The organism is uncultured Pseudoteredinibacter sp., assembly GCF_947500695.1.
GTDB lineage: Bacteria > Pseudomonadota > Gammaproteobacteria > Pseudomonadales > Cellvibrionaceae > Pseudoteredinibacter.
Map to the genome: position 1 here is coordinate 31,819 of NZ_CANMSS010000014.1, position 19,238 is coordinate 51,056.

Here is a 19,238-nt window from a genome sequence, read left to right on the forward strand (position 1 = left end):
TGAAGGCTTAGGCATCTGGGTTTACTGGGCCAGTATTACCTAGGGTATAGCGCGCTGGCTTGGGCGGCTTCCAGTCTCGCCCTTTGGGGTGCACAAGATCTTCGCTGCGCACAGGGTATTGCCCGCTTTGGCGATCATTGAAGTAATACTTAAGGGTTTTGCCGACAACCATAAACGCTAAATCATCCCAGGGAATCTCATCTTCACTAAACAAGCGAACTTCTAATGACTCCGGGCCTGGCTCAAAATCAAGTGAACTTAACTGCCCTCGATAAAACAGGTGAACCTGGTTTATCTGGGGCAGGCTGAACATGGTGTATAGGCTGTCTACCGCTATTTTAGCTCTGGCTTCTTCCCAAGCTTCGCGCAAAGCGCCTTCTTCGGTAGTTTCGCCGTTTTCCATAAAGCCGGCGGGTAAGGTCCACTTGTCGTAGCGCGGCTCAATAGCCCGGCGGCACAGCAGTACTTTGTCTTCGTGAATGGGCAGGCAGCCTGCAATAATGCGAGGGTTGCTGTAATGAATGGTGTCGCAGCCGTTGCACACGTGGCGTTCGCGGTCATCCCCAGGTGGGATAATCAAGGTCACTTTTTCGCCGCAGTGGCTGCAATGGTTCATAACTCAATCTCTTCTTCGACAATCAGTGAATTATACCGAAGTGGTGAGGCAAGTTTAGGGTTGAAATGGGCGAAAGTTGGTCGTGAAGGAATTGTGGGTGGCATAGCCACCCAAATGCATTAACCCGGAAAGCTTAAAACCTTTGCATTCTCAGCCATTGGAGCTGGACTGATTTCGGTCTTACCGGTTTGCTCATTTAAGATTTGGCTAAGTTCGCCAAGAGATTTTTGCATCATCTCATAAACCTTAACGCATGAGCCCATAGGATTATTGTGTAGTTGGCGCTGGGCATCAACTTGGAATTGGATACCTCGCAAGCGACGCTGCATATGACTAGGAGCACTAGTGATGGCGGCTTCAATCTGACTGCTACGATAAGCCTCAAAAGCGGCTGGGTCGTTTACTGCTAAATCTTTCAGTTCGTCGAAGCTGAGCTCCGTGCTCGATGTGTTAGTTTGACTACTCATAAAGCTAACTCCTGTAAAAGCGTTTGCAGACTACCTTTCCCCGTCAAAAATACTGCGCTTGCAAACCAATGGTCTTGGGTGTTTTGAATATTGTTGTTTTTTTGACGCTGGCTGCATGTTAGCAAGCTCGTTTTCGGCTGGATAGCCTGGCGCCTATATCTTCTTTTTATAAAAATATGTCTTTCTTATTTGATTTTCTGTCATTTTGAACTAAGGCGTAAGGGAAAATTCCCTTTAACCGACATGTGGTTGATTATTAAACGTCTAGCTTGAGGCCAGAAATGGCGCGGATTTAGAGCATATTCAGGGAAATGGGTTTATACTCTTAGGCATCTTTTTACTGATGAGGACACTATGCTTAAGCGCCTGCGGTCTGGCCTTGAAGAAAGCCCAATTAGCCAAGAAACAGGGACAACTAACCGACAAGCGGCAGTCTTGTTGGCGCTCACTGACGATCCAGTTGAGCCAGAAATTGTCCTTACCCGACGCGCAGAGCACCTCAATAGTCACTCCGGTCAGGTAGCCTTTCCCGGCGGTAAATGGGATGAAACCGATAACAGTTTGATGGAAACCGCCCTACGGGAGAGCCATGAAGAGATCGGGTTGCCCCCAGAGCAGGTCGAAGTGCTGGCTAGTTTACCCTCCGCCAAAACCCGTTTCGGTATTCATGTCACACCATTTGTGGGTGTAGTTCCCAAGGATCAGCCGCTAACGCCTAATTTTGATGAGTTAGATGCGATATTCAATGTACCGGTAAGCTTCTTCTTAGATGATGCTAACCGCAGCCGCACCGATATCTTTGATGGCTCTATGGGACGCTTTTGGGCGCCCGTTTGGCATTACGACGGTTACGAGATATGGGGCTTTACCGCGGGCATACTGGCGAACTTTCTCAACCACACGTTGGACGCTGGCCTAGGTGAGCAAAGCCAAGCACCCGTCAAAGTCTTCGCCTGAGCTTTCTTTCTATAGGCATCTATTATCTATAGACATCAGACATCTATTCCTTTATGGGCCAAGCAGCTTCATTCGAAAGCGCCTAAACCTCTGTGAAGTTAAGAACCACAACCCATAGCCTGAAGCTAAGGTTACTAAGCCCAATATCGACATAAGCTTTAACAGCCAGTTGTTAAAGTCTTCGCGCTCTTCAAAATCCATAATATGCAGCATCCAAAGGAAATCGAAACCCCGCCATATCCAATTTCTTCTGGCGGTAACGCGACCACTGTTGGCGTGCACATAGAGTTTGCTTTGCTTGGGGTGATCAAAGCTTATTTGGAAGGCTGGTAAGGGGCCTTTGTATTCCGAGTTGTGTTGCTGCAATAGCACAGTACTGAGAATAGGGCTGTTATGTGCAAAGTCGTCTTTAGCGATGGCCTCTGCGGTAGCGCTGCTGATTGGGCTAAGCAATTGCCCTGTGCTGGCTTCAACTAGGCGGCTCTGATGGCTGTCATGCTTGAACCAGTATACCCAGCGCCCGCGCCACTGGATGAGTTCAACGCTATGAATAGCGGCTAAATCGACTTTTTGCTTAAGCTCAGTAATCGCCAACAAGCTTTCGGTATCGAGAGCTTTAGCTTCAGGCTTAGGTTTCACATCGTATTGGCCGCGGACATTATCAATATGAAACCAAGCAAAGTAGGCGCCCCCTAATGTCCAAGCAAAAAACTGTAGGCCGATCACTATGGCTAGTCGTCGGTGCCAGCGTCGCATAAAGCTTTGCAGGGTTTTCTGTCCCATGGCTTCTCCTTTTTATTGTTTTGACTATTTAAACACAGTTTGTTGTTGCCATAACTGTGGCGAAAGGACGCAGCGCCATACCAAAAATTGCAATGATGAATAGTGATTATTTCTTGTGCAGGCTGCCATTTGGTGGTGCTTGCCCCTCTAAAGCTTCATAATGCCGTACGTGATTACCCTGAAATATAAGTAGGTGAGAAGGCGAGTTATGAAATACCGATTGGGTGATAAAGCCCCCGAATTGCGTGGTGAAAAACACTTTATAGCCGACAGCGCTGATGTGATTGGCGATGTAATTTTAGAAAATAACAGCAGCATATGGTTTAACGCTGTACTGCGTGGCGATAATGACACGATCACCATTGGCGAAAACTCCAATGTACAGGACGGCGCTGTTTTGCATACCGATCCAGGCGTAAAGCTAACTTTAGGTAAAGGCGTCATTGTTGGTCACAATGTAATGCTGCACGGCTGCGAGGTGGGTGATAACAGTTTGATCGGCATTGGTGCTGTGGTTCTTAATCGCGTCGTTATCGGTAAGAACTGCATCATTGGCGCTAATGCTTTGGTGACTGAAGGCACCGTCATTCCTGATAACTCTATGGTTCTGGGTTCACCTGCTAAAGTGGTTAAGCAAATAGATGATGCAACCGCTGAATTTTTAAAGCTCAACGCCCAAGTCTATGTTGATAATTTGGAGCGTTTTAACGAGCAGCTGGAGCCAATTGACTGATGGTTAATATTATCAGTGAAACGGAAACGCCATTGCCCTCACCTTGTGTTTCCATCTGTGTATTAAATGACGACGACATCTGCGTCGGTTGTTATCGCAGTGGTGAAGAAATTAGCCGTTGGGGTCGTTACAACAACACTGAAAAGCGTGCTGTTTTTGAAGCAATGCAAGAGCGCGCTAAAAAACTGAATCCTTTTTTGTAAGAAATACGTATTTTTAAAAACGCATAACAAACGGAGCATGGGGTCTATATGAGCACAACGGTATTTGGCACACCATTTTCAAGCGCTGCCACTAAGGTTCTTTTGTGTGGCAGCGGTGAGCTCGGTAAAGAAGTGGCGATTGAATTACAGCGTCTAGGCTGCGAAGTTATTGCCTGTGATCGTTACCCCAATGCACCAGCCATGCAAGTTGCTGATCGTAGTCATTACTTTTCAATGTTAGATGGTGAAGAACTACGCCGTGTTATCGAGTTAGAAAATCCTGATTATATCGTTCCTGAAATTGAGGCCATTGCCACCGATACCTTAGTGGAGCTAGAGCAAGAAGGTTTTACGGTAGTGCCTACTGCCAAAGCTGCGCAGCTCACCATGAACCGTGAAGGTATTCGTCGTTTAGCTGCAGAAACCTTATCTTTGCCCACCTCTAAGTTTTGTTTTGCCGACACTTTAGAAGCGTATCAAGATGCTGTTGCTGAAGTGGGCATGCCATGTGTAATCAAACCGATTATGAGTTCTTCGGGTAAGGGGCAGAGTGTTGTTAAAAGCGAAGCAGATATTTTATCGGCTTGGGAATACGCTCAAGAAGGTGGCCGCGCTGGAGCAGGGCGAGTGATTGTTGAAGGTTTTGTCGACTTCGATTATGAAATCACTTTGCTAACCATTCGCCACAAAGGTGGCACCAGTTTTTGTCAGCCTATTGGCCATCGCCAGGAAGATGGCGATTACCGCGAATCTTGGCAGCCTCAACAAATGTCAGAGACTGCGCTTGCAAAATCTAAGCAGGTTGCTGCCAGCATTACCGATGCTCTCGGTGGTTGGGGCTTGTTTGGTGTGGAACTGTTTATTAAAGGTGATGATGTGTACTTCAGTGAGGTCTCTCCGCGTCCTCACGATACCGGCATGGTCACTTTGATTTCACAAAATCTATCCGAGTTTGCTCTTCATGCTAGAGCCATTTTAGGTTTGCCTATTCCTGAAATTGAGTTTTATGGACCTTCGGCTTCGGCGGTTCTTTTAGTAGAAGGCAACTCTCAGGATTGTCGTTTTCATAACTTGCCCCAAGCTTTGGCGGAGCCTGGTACGGACTTTCGCTTATTCGGAAAGCCTGAAGTTGTCGGGCAGCGCCGCATGGGGGTGGCTTTAGCGCGCGATAAGGAGAGCGATTTGGCGGTTGAAAAAGCCTTACGCGTTAGCCGAGCGGTACATGTGCAGTTATAATTTGACTAAAGACGCCTGATTGCTATTGTGGCTTGCATGTTGGCAGGGCCTTACAAATAATCCTGCCAACATAATAATCAATTTGTAAGCACAATAATCGGTCACTAATGAATACTGTACTTTCTTCCCAGCCTAAATTTCGAAAGTTAAAATCACCTATAAGTTTTATGGTCTCTACTTTGGCATTTTCCATTGCTCTGCAATCAAATGCCAGTAACGATGACATTGAACAAGTTATTGTGAGTGCGGAGAAAACGCCGCGTCTGCTCTCTGATCTTCCGCTTAGCGTCAGCCAACTTGGTCAACAAGAGCTGCAGGGTATTGATGCTGTTCATCTTAATGAAGCATTGGCTCGCGTGCCTGGAGCTTGGATTAGCCGTGGTAATGGGCAGGAGCAATTAACGTCTTTACGCTCTCCTGTGTTAACGGGTGCCGGCAGTTGTGGTGAGTTCTTTATTGCAGAAGATGGCGTTGCCTCTCGTCCAAGTGGTTTTTGTAATGTAAACCAGTTATTTGAGTTAAATACCGAGCAGGCCGCGGCCATTGAGGTAATTAAGGGGCCGGGTACCGTTTATTACGGTGGTAATGCACTACACGGAGTAATCAATGTTATTTCTCCAGAGCCAAGGGCCGGTGGTGAGCTAAAGCTTGAGGCTGGGCCCGACGATTTCGCTAGAGCACAAATGCGCATTGGCCATAAGGCCGATGAGCAGTCCATTGAGCTGCGTTTTTCTGGCAGCCACGATGGCGGCTATAAAGACGATTCTGGCTATGATCAGCAAAAGCTAGGCTTGCGCCATGATTACACCGGTGATCAGTGGACGGTTAAAACGCTGTTTTCAGCCAGCAATCTTAATCAGGAAACTGCTGGCTTTATTTTGGGTAAGGACAGTTTTAAAGATTCCGATTTAAAACGCAGCAACCCCAATCCTGAGGCCTATCGTGATGCCAGTTCTTGGCGTTTGAGTAGCGCTTGGAGTCGAGCTGTTTCTGATGATGCTGAATTGACTATTACACCTTATGCTCGCTCCAGCGAAATGGAGTTTATTCAGCACTTTTTGCCAGGGCAGGCTTTAGAAGAAAATAAACAATCGAGTTTTGGTGTACAGGCAAAATGGCAGCAAACTATTAGCAGTGATTTAATTTGGACTCTTGGCTCTGAGTTAGAATACGCAGATATGGAATTACGCGAATTCCAAGAGAACGACACCGATCATCCGAGTGCTTTTTTACGGGCAACGATTCCTGCAGGCCTTCACTATGATTACCAGGTCGATAGTAACTTGGTGGCACTCTATAGCCAGTGGCGTTGGCAGTTAAGTGAAGACACCCTGCTAGATGCTGGTGTTCGCTATGAACGTCTAGAATACGATTACGATAATTTAACGACTGATGGAACCCTGAAAGTAGATGGTAGCCAATGTTTGCTATTCGGCTCACCGCGTACTTGCCGTCATGCTCGTCCTTCAGACCGAGAAGATAATTTTGACAATGTGAGTTATCAGTTAGCATTGCAGCAGGACTTTACTGAGCAGCTTAGCGCTTATGTAAGGCTATCAAACAGTTTCCGTGCTCCGCAGACGGCTGAGTTGTACCGTTTGCAAAAGGGTCAGACCGAGGCAAATCTAGATTCTGAATCTTTGCAGAGTTTAGAGCTTGGTATGCGTTATTTATCGGAACCGCTTAGTTTGCAGCTGGCTGCTTATACTATGCGCAAAGATGATTTCATTTTCCGTGACGGTGATGGTTTCTACATCGATGAGGGTAAAACTAAGCATAAAGGTATTGAGCTTGATGCTAAGTTAAAGCTCTCTGATCAGTGGCAGTTAGCGGTGGCAGCTAATTGGGCTGAGCATCTTTATGATAATAACCCTGATCCAAGCTTGGGTGAGATTAAGGGCAATGACATCGACACTGCGCCGAATACTCAATTCAATACTCGTTTACGTTGGCAGCCGAATGCGCAACTGAGTACGGAGTTAGAGTGGCTCTATTTGGGCGACTACTATTTAGATCCTCAGAATTTGCATAAGTACAGTGGTCATTCCTTGTTAAACCTTCGTATGGCATGGCAGCAAGATGAATGGCGTTTAGCCGCTCGTTTAACGAATTTAACGGATAGAGATTATGCTGAGCGAGCTGATTTCGCTTTTGGTGACTACCGTTATTTTGTTGGCCAGAGCCGTGGTTTGTATTTGAGTGCGGCTTATAGTTGGTAAATTCTGAATATAGTCGGTGGATATCTGACCGGCTGTTATGGGAGAGGGAAGCTTTGCCGGGGACGCAAAAAACTGGAGCCGAGCTAGCATGGACGCTGTTTTTTGCGCCCCCTACACGCCCTACCCCACCTATGATATTCGTTCAGTCTTGCACGTTTTACAATTTGACTATTCGGGCTTGGCTAGCAATAAACCCTCCAAGCCAGCTATAATCGCGCTTTTGCCAGTTTCCCTTATGAGTCAGTCCCCCAGCCAGAACCCTGAGCTGCAATTCCTATTTGAACAGCTAAGCAACACTATGGATCGCGATGTCCATCGTTTGCGTCGGCAGCTGCGTGATCTTCAAGCTCGCCTGAAAGACGGTAAAGAAATCGATCAGGGCTTAGCAAAACTGCAGAAGGTTGTAGCGGATTCCTGCGCGCTAAAAGAGCAGCGCCAACAGGCAGTGCCGGAAATTGGGTATCCAGAAAACCTACCCATTGCCGAAAAGCGCGAAGATATCGCCAAAGCCATTGCTGAAAACCAAGTGGTGGTGGTAGCGGGTGAAACTGGCTCGGGAAAAACTACTCAGCTGCCTAAAATTTGCCTGGAACTTGGACGTGGAATTGGTGGTTTAATTGGCCATACTCAACCAAGGCGAATAGCCGCAAGAACCGTTGCTAATCGTATCGCTGAAGAGCTTAATACGCCCTTGGGTGAAAAGGTGGGTTACCAGGTTCGTTTTAATGATCACTCAGGTCCAGATACCTACGTCAAATTGATGACCGACGGTATTTTGCTGGCAGAGATTCAACACGACCGGTTTTTAAATAAATACGACACCTTGATTATCGATGAGGCTCACGAACGTAGTCTCAATATTGATTTTCTACTGGGCTATATAAAAACTATACTACCTAAGCGCCCAGATTTAAAAGTTATTATTACCTCCGCGACCATCGATGTAGACCGCTTTAGTAAACATTTTAATGATGCACCAGTGATTGAAGTTTCTGGTCGAACCTTTCCCGTGGACGTGCACTATCGCCCCATGGGGGAGAGCGATACCGATGATCTGGATTTGAATCGCGCCATTATCGATTCCATTGAAGAGATTCAAGATATGGAGCGAAGCGGCGGAAAGCGCGGTGGTGACATTCTTGTCTTTATGAGTGGTGAGAGAGAAATTCGTGAAGCCGCTTTGGCGATTCGAAAAGCCAATATCCCGCATTTTGAAGTGTTGCCTTTGTATGCTCGCCTGAGCTTAGCAGAACAGAATAAAGTTTTTCAAAACCATAAAGGTCGTCGCATTGTTTTAGCGACCAATGTGGCTGAAACCTCGATTACTGTACCGGGCATTCGTTATGTTATCGACCCTGGAACTGCCAGGGTGTCTCGTTACAGTTATAAAACTAAAGTACAGCGCTTACCTATTGAAGCGGTTTCACAAGCCAGTGCCAACCAGCGCAAAGGTCGCTGTGGCCGAGTCAGTGAAGGGGTTTGTATACGCTTATACAGCGAAGAAGATTTTCTTTCCCGCCCTGAATTTACCGATGCCGAAATTCTGCGAACAAATTTAGCCGCTGTTATTTTGCAAATGTTGCAAATGCGTATCGGTGATGTACGCCATTTTCCCTTTGTTGATAAACCTGATTCTCGATTAATCAATGATGGTTTTAAATTACTGCAAGAGCTTCAAGCTATCGATACTAAGGGCAAGCTGAACCCGATGGGGAAGCAGATTGCCAAACTTAATGTCGATCCGAGTTTGGCGCGAATGGTGCTAGCTGCAGGGAATTTAGACTGCTTGGAGGAAGTATTGATTATCGTCAGTGCTCTTTCCATTCAAGACCCCAGAGAAAGACCGGCGGAGAAAAAGCAGCAGTCGGACGAAAAGCACCGTCGCTTTAATGACGAGCATTCGGACTTTATTAGCTTAGTAAATCTCTGGAAATACGCCGAAGAACAGCGTCAGGAGCTTTCCCAAAACCAGTGGCGCAAGCAATGTAAAAAAGAATATTTATCTTATTTGCGTTTGCGTGAGTGGCGAGATATTCATCACCAGCTGCGTTTGGCGGTAAAAGATTTAAAGCTCAAGAGCAATGGCGAACAAGCGGCCAGTTATGAAAATGTGCATCGCGCATTGATCAGTGGATTGCTTGGGCGAGTGGGTTTTCACGATGAAGAGCGTACCTATATCGGTGCACGTAATCGACGCTTCACAATCTTTCCGGGCTCTGGACAATATAAAAAGCGCCCTAAATGGATGCTTGCTGCAGAGCTAATTGAAACCTCACAATTATTTGCCCATACGGTCGCTAAAATTGAGCCGGAATGGGTATTAGCAGCCGCCAAGCACTTAGTAAAACGAAGCCACTCAGAGCCCCACTATGCAGGGCGCAGCGGGCAGGTTATGGCTTTTGAAAAAGTTAGCCTATATGGTCTGGTTTTGGTTGAAAAACAGCGGGTTAACTACAGCCAAATAGATCCAAAACTCAGTCGTGAAATATTTGTTCGTGAAGGCTTAGTGGAGGGGAAGTATCCGCAAAACCGCAAGGTTCAAGGCAGCAAGGCTAAGTTCTATCAGCATAATCAACGCTTAATTGCCGAGCTACATGAGCTTGAAGCAAAAAGCCGTAGGCGTGATCTTTTGGTAGATGATGAAGTCATCTACGAGTTCTACGAACAGCACTTGCCAGAATCGATTGTTAATTTGGCGGGTTTTGAACATTGGCGTAAAGGTATTGAAAAAGAGCAGCCTCAATGTTTGTTCTTACAGCGCGAAACTCTAATGCGTCATGCCGCTGAAGGTATCACCGAAGCACAGTTTCCCGATGAGCTGAACTGGGAAGGACTAGGCTTTTTACTGAGCTATCACTTTGACCCTAAAGCAAATGATGATGGTGTCAGTTTACATGTACCTGTTGGTGCACTGCATCTTGTGCCAGAGCATCGTCTGGATTGGTTAGTGCCAGGTTTGCTACGTGAAAAGTGTATTGCCTTGGTGAAAACACTACCGAAGGCTATGCGCAAACATTTTGTGCCGGTTCCAAATTTTGTGGATAAGGCCTTAATGGGAATGGATGCGCAGAACCGACCACTCACCGAGGTGTTGGCCGAGCAGCTTAAGCGGCATACCGCCGTTGATATTCCTAAGGAAGATTGGAGGGTTGACTCTTTAGATGCCTACTACCGCTTAAATATTAAAGTAGAAGATGAGCGAGGCAAGTTAATTGAAGAAGGGCGTGATCTGCTAGAGCTGCGTGAGCGCTATAAGGGACAAGTTCAAGAGCGTTTGGCTGATGCAGGCAGCAGTATCGAACGTGAAGCTATTGAAGAGTGGAATTTTGGCGAGTTAGCCAAGAGCTGCGATCTAAAGCGTGCGGGTGTTAGCATCCGGGCTTACCCGGCCTTAGTGGATGAAGGTAAGCAGATTGCACTGCGCTTACAAGATAATCCTGTTGAGGCCGAGGTGCTTAGCCGGCAGGGGATTTTGCGCTTAGCCCTAAAAAGCATGCCTGCAACGGTTAAGTATCTGCATAAGAACACTTTAAAGCAGGGTAAGGACATCGGCTTGAGTGTGGCCAATATGGGTTCGCGCGATGGGGTTATTGATGATTTATTGCTTTGCGCTCTAGCCGAGCTTCTACCCACAGAGCTACCGCGCCAAGAGCAAGACTTTAAGCGATGGTTAGAACATGCAGAGCCCGCGCTAACGGCCAAAACCAATGAGCTTGCGGCAATATTTGAGCGTGTTCTTAAGGGCCTGGTAGACGTTAAGAAAACCCTTAAACAGCACAAATCCCAATTGGCAATGGCCTATGCGACCGCGGATATTAACGAGCAGATAAATAACTTGTTTTATCCAGGTTGTCTCTATCTTAATGGCGCCGAGCGGATTGCTGATTATTTGCGTTATCTTAAAGCGATTAGTCTTCGATTAGATAAAGTGGTTTTGAATGTGCAGCGTGATCGTGTTCACATTGCTGAGCTGCAACCTCTATGGCAGCAACACTTTGAGCGAATCAACAAGCTTGGCCTAGCCAGTTTTAGCCAAGACGCCAAATGGCAAGAATATCGCTGGTTACTAGAAGAACTGCGTATTTCACTGTTTGCACAAAGTTTAAAGACCCGTGTCCCTGTTTCCAGCAAACGTCTCAATAAACTGTGGCTAGAAATTATTCAATAAAGCGTTTTTATCACTGTACCACGCTTTTGTCGCCTATTCTTCCTGAAGGTCTGGGTGACAGTTTTGTTTTAGTGGGGTCGTTTTATTCTCTGGAAGCCCCGTAAGCGTTTAACTTTTATAGATAGACCCTTGCTGTGAAGGGTTTTTCCTCTATTCGTTAGTGGCTTGTGATAGAACCGTGACAACTTTTCCCAGTATCTTGAGTCATACTTCACACATCGCAAGTTTTTGCAATCGCCAAGCGCTTTAACTCGTTATACAGTGGCTTGGCAGAGTTAAAGCTTTTACTTATTCTGGTTTTGTTCTAACCTTCTAGAGCTGCTTTAGCCAGTAATGATGTGTAATTTCAATAACATGCGCCTTGTCGCATAACAGTACAGAATAGAACAGTACATACGCATATACAGAGGAAATGAATTATGTCTAAAAAAACTACAATGACTCCTATCGCTGCGGCTGTTGGTGCGGCAATGTTGGCATCTGCTTCCATGAGCACCGTAGCGGCTTCTGAAAACCCATTTGCAGCCACTGAACTAAGCAGTGGTTACCAGCTAGCTGCTGCCGATATGGAAGGCAAGTGTGGCGAAGGTAAGTGCGGCGAAGGTAAAAAAGCCGGCGAAGGCAAGTGCGGTGAAGGTAAATGCGGCGGCGACAAAAAAGCTTCTAAAGAAGGCAAGTGCGGTGAAGGTAAGTGCGGCGGCGACAAAAAAGCTTCTAAAGAAGGTAAGTGCGGCGAAGGTAAGTGCGGCGGCAAAAAAGCTTCTAAAGAAGGCAAGTGCGGCGAAGGTAAATGCGGCGGCAAAAAAGCCGGTGAAGGTAAGTGTGGCGAAGGCAAGTGCGGCGGCAAAAAAGCTTCTAAAGAAGGTAAGTGCGGCGAAGGCAAGTGCGGCGGCAAAAAAGCTTCTAAAGAAGGTAAGTGTGGCGAAGGCAAGTGCGGCGGCGACAAAAAGTCTTCTAAAGAAGGTAAGTGTGGCGAAGGCAAATGCGGTGGCGCTGCCTAAGCTTAGCTGAGTAAATTCATTATTCAGTCTAAAAAAGCGCCGCAATAGCGGCGTTTTTTTATGCTCATGGATGAGCTGTATCCAGCGGGCGCCTGAGCAATTCCCTTGGAGGGAATTTCGGCTTGGCCGCAGGCTGGACACCTTGGATGGTGTTCATCCACGGCGTAGGAGCTGGGCATGGTCAGGACGACCGGCCTAAATTTGCTCCTGCAATTTAGGCATTTACCACATACCTTTGGTTCGTATCCAGCGGGCGCCATGACGCTGTAAATAAAAAACAAAAAATCATCTAGCTTGTGAGATTAGCGCTGCTAAGGCAGCATCAAACCATTACCAGGAGACTAATATGTCAGTAATTGAAAACTTTCCTGTGCAAGGTGTCGGCGTTGGCTTGCGCCGCAGTATGCTAGATGATGCGCAAAAACTCAGCCTAGATGATGTGCAGTTTATGGAGGTCGCCCCTGAAAACTGGATTGGCGTCGGCGGCCGTTATGGTCGTATGTTCAAAGAGTATAGCGAGCGCTTTCCAATTATTTGCCATGGGCTCTCCCTTTCCATTGGCTCTCCAGACCCTGTCGATGTCGATTTAGTAAAATCTATTCGTCAATTTATGAATGAGCACAATGTCCCTTATTACTCAGAACATTTAACCTATTGCAGCGAGCAAGGCCATCTATACGATTTACTCCCCATTCCATTTACTGAAGAAGCTGTACATTACACTGCCGAGCGTATTCGTCAGGTACAAGACATTCTTGGTGAGCGCATTGCGATGGAAAACGCCTCTTATTATTGCGCTCCCGGGCAAGAGATGAGTGAGATTGAGTTTATCCGGGCGGTTCTAGAAGAAGCTGATTGCGATTTGCTATTGGACGTAAATAATATTTTTGTAAATAGCATCAACCACGGCTATAAGCCTGAAGAATTCCTTGATCAGCTTCCGGGTGAGCGAGCTAAGTATATTCATATTGCCGGCCATTACGATGAGGCCGATGATTTAAAAGTCGATACTCACGGTGCCGATGTGATTGATCCGGTATGGGGCTTGTTGGCTCGGGCCTATCAAAAGTTTGGTGTATTGCCGACGCTGCTGGAGCGTGATTTTAATATCCCACCAGTTGATGAGTTAATGATTGAAGTAGATAAAATTAAATCTATACAGGCTGAGGCCGAGGCTACTGCGCTTACTTCAACACAGCAAACAGCAGAGCCGCTTGGGGGCAATCAGCATGTCTAAGCAGAATTTAAGGCAGCTGCAACATGAGATGGCGAGCCATTTGCGAGACCCTCTCAATGTCGCGGGCCCTGATGATGTCGAGCGACGTCGTTTGAAAATCTACCAAGATCTGATTTTTAATAATATCGAAGGTTTTATATCGGGCGCTTTTCCGGTATTGCGTGACTTATATAGTGAAGAGCAGTGGCTCAGCTTGATGCGCAAATTTGTAATTCAGCATGAGAGCCATTCACCGTACTTTCTCCATATCAGCCAGGAATTTCTTCGCTTCTTAGAAAATGAATATGAATTGGGCCCGAATGATCCGCCATTTATGCTGGAGCTGGCCCATTATGAGTGGACCGAGTTAGCACTCGATGTTTCCGAAGAGGAAGAGCCAACGAGTAGCGATTTACTGACAATGACTGACGAAGCCTTACTCGATGCACGTCCGCAACTGTCGCCATTGGCGTGGCCATTGTCTTATCAGTTTCCGGTGCATCAAATTGGGCCAGATTTTCAGCCTGACTCAGTGCCGGCAGAAAATACTTTTCTGGTGGTTTATCGCCAAGACGAAGAAGTGAAGTTTATCCAATCTAATGCCGTGACTGTCCGTCTATTGCTGTTATTGGCTGAGCATGATGAAAGAAGCTTAAGGGATGTTCTTTTACAGCTGGCTGATGAAATGCAGCATCCACAGCCGCAGCAGATATTGAGTTTTGCGCTTGGTCTAGTTCGAGATTTACTGTCTAAAAACATTCTCTATTAGCTGAAATCTAGGCAGTTTTCTTTTTGATCAATCTTGCTTGTTTTTTAGCTTCTTGAGTATCTTTTTGCTTTTCAAAGCGCCTTCCGACAAGTGGTGCATTATTGAACAATTCGCAAAGTGGCGTCTAAATTTTCAATTTTTGAAACTTAAAGCGCCAAGTTGCTGTAAAAATGCGCTCAGTTGCTTCTGTGCGTTTTTTATCCTCCCTTTGTAAGCCCCTGATTTTATTGCCGATTTAAATTTTTTTAATTCCACTACTAATTCCTCGCTTTGGTCATATAACTGAAATATTTCGCGAGTAGATTAGCTGCATTCATTTTTTGAGTCAGAGCCGGGCTTTAAAAAATCTGTAATGTTTCTGTCATAAACGCCGATAGCGGGCTTAAATGATAGTAGGTGGGCTCTGAATTGAGTTTTAGATGTACCGGGTGCCTTCACTACGATGGCGCTTAAAAATATAAAAGCGCGTTAACTAGCGTTTGAACAGATAGCTGAAATAATCGATATAGGGGACTACTCCATGAAAAAAGCACTTTTGCCTCTGGCTATTGCTGCTGCACTGCCAATGTCAGCTCTAGCTGATGTAACCGTTTACGGTAAAGCAAACGTTTCTCTTCAGTCTACTGACGAGAAAGGTGATCGCACCACTGAATTAGTAAGCAACGCTTCTCGCATCGGCTTCAAAGGCAAAGAAGACCTAGGTAATGGTCTGAAGGCTATCTATAAGTTTGAATACGAAACTCAAATCGATGACGGTGACAAAGACGGTCAGACCTTCACTCAGCGTAACATCTACGTTGGTTTGGAAGGTGGTTTCGGTCAGGTTATCGCTGGTAAGTTCGATACTCCTCTGAAGAAAGCCCAGAAGAAAGTAGATCTATTCAACGACTTAGAAGGTGATATCAAGTCTATCATCACTAAGAGTGACAACCGTACTAGCAACACCGTTCAGTACACTTCTCCAAAGTCTTGGGGCCCAATCCAAGCTAAAGTTGCTTATGTTGCTTCTGAAGATGACAACGTAGATAACGGCATCTCTTCTTCTGTTGCATATAACGACAAAGACGCTGGTGTTTACTTGGCTGTTGCTTACGATCAGGACGTTGAAAAAGAAGGCGCTGAAGTTGTACGTGCTGTTGGTCAGTTCAAGTTGAGCTCTTTGCAGTTGGGCGTACTTTGGGAAGATCAGGACGCTGGCCCATCTTCTTTGAATGACGGTGACGGCTGGGTTGTTTCTGCTAAGTTGAAAGCTTCTAAAGACGTAGCTCTTAAAGCTCAGTACGGTCAGTCTGACATCGTTAAAGACGATGCCAAGACTTGGAGCTTGGGTATGGACTACAAACTGTCTAAGAAAACCAAGTTGTTCGGTTTCTACACCCACGAAGAAGCTGATAACCTAGCGGAAGATAACGATTACGCTGGTATCGGCATCGAAATGAAGTTCTAAGATCCCTTTGTGATCAGCCCCGTACTCTAAATACGGGGCACTTCATTTTAGAAAATGCCACTTGTATACAAGTGGCATTTTTGTATCCACTTTATAATAACTCTCTTTAACTTCGCTCGGAGTATCAATATGAAGCCACTTCTACTCAGTCTATTATTGGCCATTAGCCTATCTTTTCCGGCCTGGGCCATTGCTCAAGAAGATGATGAAGACTGCGTATACGCTGTTGATATCGATGACGAAGATATGTCCGACTACAATATTTGTGGTAAGAATAGCGGCATCAATAAGGTGTTGAACGATTTAATTGATGGTGGTGAAAAGAAGTCCACTGCGTCGAAAGAATTTAAGCAAAAGGTCGAAAAGGTAGAGGCTGTGAAGATTGACTGGCTAAAGAGTGCCGATGCTCTGTCTCAGCGCCGTTTCGAACTACTGCAATTGATTGCCCAAGAATGCCCCAATGGCTTTGAAGTAAAGGGTGAAAAATATGCAGTTGGCCCAAATAACGGCCTAGATCTGCAGTTTGATTATCGTTGCAACTGATTTTTCTCTGAATTGTATACAATTAGCTCACTCTTAGCCTGCTAAGTCGCCCCTCCTGCTGGAGTGAGCTATTAACAAATCTTATTAGAGCTATAGCGGAATCCTTACAAACTCGAATTGTCCAAACTGCCTAAGCAACCTACAATAGTTTAACGGTAAATATTAGGTGAAATAACGTGACGATTCGCAAAATGGCCGTTGCAGCACTACTCAGTATGGGTTTGGCTGCCGGCGCTTTGGCCGAAGAGGCCAAGCAAAAGGAAAATCCCGCTGACCCATGGGAAGGTTTTAACCGAGGTGTCTTTGCTTTCAATGACACCATTGATGGTGCTGTAGTGAAGCCACTGGCCAAAGGCTATAAAGCGGTTACTCCAGATGTCGTGGAAACCGGGGTTAGCAATGTATTTAGCAACCTTGGTGAAGTAGGCAATATTGTTAATGGTTTGCTGCAATTCAAAATAGGCCAGGCCAGCAATGATACCGGCCGTTTATTGATTAACTCTACTTTCGGTTTGGCGGGTCTATTCGATGTTGCCAAGCATATGGGTTTAGAGAAGGGCACCGGGGAAGACTTTGGTCAAACATTGGCCGCTTGGGGCGTAGATTCTGGTCCTTATATTGTCCTGCCATTTTTAGGCCCTACTACGCTGCGTGATGGTGTTGGCTTGCCGGCAGATAGCTATCTGAACCCGGTAACTCACATTGATCATGTACCAACTCGTAATACGACATTTGCAACAGAATTGCTTGATACTCGTGCATCCTTACTAGGAGCCGAAGGTGCAATTTCTGGCGACAAATACAGCTTCATTCGTGATGCTTACCTGCAGCGTCGTGAATACCTGATCAATGACGGCCAGGTGGAAGATGACTTTGGCGCTGATCTAGATGATGAAGATTTCTAAGAGTTATCTGCATTAGTGCTTATAAAAGCTCGTCCAGCGGACGGGCTTTTTTATTGCCTATTGTTTAAGTGCGCTTAAACTATGTCGGTAAGCCTGCACCGCAGGTAAGCAAGCTGCGAGAATAGCCGCTAGCAAAATCCACGCGGCCAGCTTGCCTGTTTCAAGCCCAATAAAATCAGCGCTGATATATATTCCGTACTTGCTGCTTAAAAAGCTTTGCCCTAGGCTTAATGCAATAAAAAGCATGGATGCTCCGAGTGCCATGCTTGCTACTGTGAGCAAAAGCGTTTCAAGCTGAACCAGCGAGAATATATAAATAGGTGAAGCGCCAATAACTCTTAGTAATTTTATTTCCTGCTTACGTTCACGTGCATTGGCCATCTGTAAGGCAAGCAAGCCCAGTAGGGCTGATATAAGCACAAGAGCTGAAACCAAGCGTAGGATATTTTCCAAGCTGCCCATCATATGCCAGAGTTCTTTTAAGGTGACTCCCGGCAAAATAGCGAGCAGGGGCTCGCTTGGGTAGTTGCTAATCAATCTTTGCAGCTTGAATATATCAATCTTCCTCTCTAAGCCCAGCATAAATGCGGTAATGCTGTGGCTGCTTATGTCGCTATTTTCTAGTTTTAAGTTACTTGGATCCAATGAGTTTGCCAGCTGCTTATCATGAATAATTTCAATGCCGGCTAAGCTGCTAATTAAAGATTTGTCTACGGCAGTACCGGTAGCTTTGAGAATGCCACTTACGGTAAAACTGTAATCATCGTGTTGGTGAAAGCTACTGGAACCTATGCCGTGGGCAATATGAAGTTTGTCGCCGACTTTATACCCTAGGCGTTGCGCAACTTCAGCCCCTAAAACCACGTCCAGAACAGTCTCGTATGCATGGCCCTGCTCAAATTGCAGGGTTTGGTTTTGGCCATATTGGAAGTATTTAAAATAATCTTGATTGCTGGCGATAACGCGGTAGCCCCGGTGTGAGTCACCCATCGATAAAGGTATAGACCACTTTACCTTGGGGTGCTCGGCTATCTCTTGATAGCTTTGCCAGCTCAAATTATTATTGGGTGAACCGATATGGAACACAGAATATAAAAGAAGATTCAGTGGGCCGCTGCGCGCACCGACTATAAGATCGGTACCTGAAATGGCTTTGGAAAAACTTTCTTTTGATTGCAGTCGAATGTGCTCAACCCCCAGCAAAACAAAGATGCTTACACTAAGAGCGATGAGACTGATGATTAAAGATTCTTTTCTATTCAATAGGCTCTTATAGGCTAGTCTGATAAACATCACTTGACGCCTCGCTGAACGATGTTTTCAAAAGCTTGTATGCATTCAAAATGCGCTTGTAAGGCCTCATCGTGACTAACCATGAGCAAGCTGCAATCGAGCTCCTCGAGTAATGACTTCAATGTACGCATAAAATCATCACGATTTTTCGCATCCAACGCAGAGCTTGGCTCGTCGGCTAAGAGCAGCTTTGGTTTTTTTAGTAGGGCGCGCGCTATCGCAACGCGTTGTTGCTGCCCTATACTGAGTTCTCTAACAGCTTGCTGCCAGCAAGGTTTCGGTAGATTCAAGCGCTCAAGCATCTCCCCAGCCGAGGTTTTGCCGACCGGATTATTATTGCCCGAAAACTGAGACTCCAGCTCAATATTCTCTATGGCGTTTAGGTAGGGGATGAGATTGAACTGCTGAAATATATAAGCGGTGTGCTGAGCTCTAAAACGATCTTGCTGCCTACGGCTGAGCTTGACGATATCCTGACCAAGAATGCAAATTTCTCCTTCTTGTGGAGTAAGCATTCCGCTTAGCAAGTTGAGAAAAGTTGACTTGCCACAGCCTGAAGGACCATGAATAAGCACTTGCTCGCCCTGCTTTAGCCGCCAATGGGGGATCTCAATAAAGGGCTTGTTTTGCCTCGGGTGGCGAAAGCTTAAATCTCTTATCTCAATCAAGACTGTCTACCGTT

Annotated in this window: 17 protein-coding genes; 12 read left to right on the plus strand and 5 right to left on the minus strand. The window is 46.0% G+C overall.

Annotated features, from left to right (window positions below):
- Nucleotides 1–7: 7 nt before the first annotated feature.
- Both Q1A08_RS19520 and Q1A08_RS19525 read right to left on the minus strand, forming a co-directional pair.
- Nucleotides 8–616, minus strand: coding sequence for an NUDIX hydrolase (locus tag Q1A08_RS19520; RefSeq protein ID WP_299776063.1), 609 nt, complete (start codon nt 614–616; stop codon nt 8–10).
- 119 nt (nt 617–735) lie between these two features.
- The gene (locus Q1A08_RS19525; RefSeq protein WP_299776064.1) at nt 736–1,083 is read right to left on the minus strand and encodes a DUF3135 domain-containing protein; all 348 of its coding nucleotides are present in this window, start codon (nt 1,081–1,083) and stop codon (nt 736–738) included.
- Nucleotides 1,084–1,437: 354 nt separating this feature from the next.
- On the opposite strand from Q1A08_RS19525, the gene Q1A08_RS19530 reads away from it, so the two are divergent.
- Entirely contained in the window at nt 1,438–2,040 is a 603-nt protein-coding gene (locus Q1A08_RS19530) for a CoA pyrophosphatase (protein ID WP_299776066.1), read from the plus strand.
- Nucleotides 2,041–2,091: 51 nt separating this feature from the next.
- On the opposite strand, the gene Q1A08_RS19535 is transcribed toward Q1A08_RS19530, so the two are convergent.
- Nucleotides 2,092–2,823, minus strand: a complete 732-nt coding sequence (locus Q1A08_RS19535; RefSeq protein WP_299776068.1) for a PepSY domain-containing protein — start codon at nt 2,821–2,823, stop codon at nt 2,092–2,094.
- A 208-nt stretch (nt 2,824–3,031) separates the two neighbouring features.
- Here Q1A08_RS19535 and Q1A08_RS19540 point away from each other — a divergent pair, with 208 nt between their 5' ends.
- The 11 genes from Q1A08_RS19540 to Q1A08_RS19590 all read left to right on the plus strand — a co-directional run bounded on the left by Q1A08_RS19540 (nt 3,032) and on the right by Q1A08_RS19590 (nt 17,263).
- On the plus strand, nt 3,032–3,556 hold the full coding sequence (locus tag Q1A08_RS19540) for a gamma carbonic anhydrase family protein (protein ID WP_299776070.1): 525 nt from the start codon (nt 3,032–3,034) through the stop codon (nt 3,554–3,556).
- A complete protein-coding gene (locus Q1A08_RS19545) occupies nt 3,556–3,759 on the plus strand; it encodes a DUF1289 domain-containing protein (RefSeq protein WP_299776072.1) in 204 nt (67 codons plus the stop codon). The genes Q1A08_RS19540 and Q1A08_RS19545 overlap by 1 nt, the downstream gene beginning before the upstream one ends.
- A gap of 48 nt (nt 3,760–3,807) precedes the next feature.
- Complete coding sequence (purT, locus tag Q1A08_RS19550; RefSeq protein ID WP_299776074.1) at nt 3,808–4,995, plus strand: formate-dependent phosphoribosylglycinamide formyltransferase; 1,188 nt, start codon at nt 3,808–3,810, stop codon at nt 4,993–4,995.
- A gap of 179 nt (nt 4,996–5,174) precedes the next feature.
- Nucleotides 5,175–7,214 carry a TonB-dependent receptor gene (locus Q1A08_RS19555; protein WP_299776076.1) on the plus strand — a complete coding sequence of 680 codons (2,040 nt, stop codon included), beginning with the start codon at nt 5,175–5,177 and terminating at the stop codon, nt 7,212–7,214.
- Between the two features lie 235 nt (nt 7,215–7,449).
- Nucleotides 7,450–11,382 (plus strand): ATP-dependent RNA helicase HrpA, encoded by a 3,933-nt coding sequence (gene hrpA / locus Q1A08_RS19560; RefSeq protein ID WP_299776078.1) that lies wholly within the window; start codon nt 7,450–7,452, stop codon nt 11,380–11,382.
- Nucleotides 11,383–11,801: 419 nt separating this feature from the next.
- Nucleotides 11,802–12,383 carry a hypothetical protein gene (locus tag Q1A08_RS19565; RefSeq protein WP_299776081.1) on the plus strand — a complete coding sequence of 194 codons (582 nt, stop codon included), beginning with the start codon at nt 11,802–11,804 and terminating at the stop codon, nt 12,381–12,383.
- Nucleotides 12,384–12,729: 346 nt separating this feature from the next.
- Nucleotides 12,730–13,620 (plus strand): DUF692 domain-containing protein, encoded by an 891-nt coding sequence (locus Q1A08_RS19570; protein WP_299776084.1) that lies wholly within the window; start codon nt 12,730–12,732, stop codon nt 13,618–13,620.
- Nucleotides 13,613–14,368, plus strand: a complete 756-nt coding sequence (locus tag Q1A08_RS19575; RefSeq protein WP_299776086.1) for a putative DNA-binding domain-containing protein — start codon at nt 13,613–13,615, stop codon at nt 14,366–14,368. The genes Q1A08_RS19570 and Q1A08_RS19575 overlap by 8 nt, the downstream gene beginning before the upstream one ends.
- 520 nt (nt 14,369–14,888) lie before the next feature.
- Entirely contained in the window at nt 14,889–15,815 is a 927-nt protein-coding gene (locus tag Q1A08_RS19580; protein WP_299776088.1) for a porin, read from the plus strand.
- A 129-nt stretch (nt 15,816–15,944) separates the two neighbouring features.
- Complete coding sequence (locus tag Q1A08_RS19585) at nt 15,945–16,358, plus strand: hypothetical protein (protein WP_299776090.1); 414 nt, start codon at nt 15,945–15,947, stop codon at nt 16,356–16,358.
- A gap of 176 nt (nt 16,359–16,534) precedes the next feature.
- Nucleotides 16,535–17,263, plus strand: a complete 729-nt coding sequence (locus Q1A08_RS19590) for a VacJ family lipoprotein (RefSeq protein ID WP_299776092.1) — start codon at nt 16,535–16,537, stop codon at nt 17,261–17,263.
- A 57-nt stretch (nt 17,264–17,320) separates the two neighbouring features.
- Here Q1A08_RS19590 and Q1A08_RS19595 read toward each other — a convergent pair whose 3' ends face one another.
- Both Q1A08_RS19595 and Q1A08_RS19600 read right to left on the minus strand, forming a co-directional pair.
- Nucleotides 17,321–18,556 carry an ABC transporter permease gene (locus tag Q1A08_RS19595; RefSeq protein WP_299776094.1) on the minus strand — a complete coding sequence of 412 codons (1,236 nt, stop codon included), beginning with the start codon at nt 18,554–18,556 and terminating at the stop codon, nt 17,321–17,323.
- Entirely contained in the window at nt 18,556–19,224 is a 669-nt protein-coding gene (locus tag Q1A08_RS19600; RefSeq protein ID WP_299776096.1) for an ATP-binding cassette domain-containing protein, read from the minus strand. Before Q1A08_RS19600 ends, Q1A08_RS19595 begins: the two co-directional genes overlap by 1 nt.
- Between the last annotated feature and the right edge of the window lie 14 nt (nt 19,225–19,238).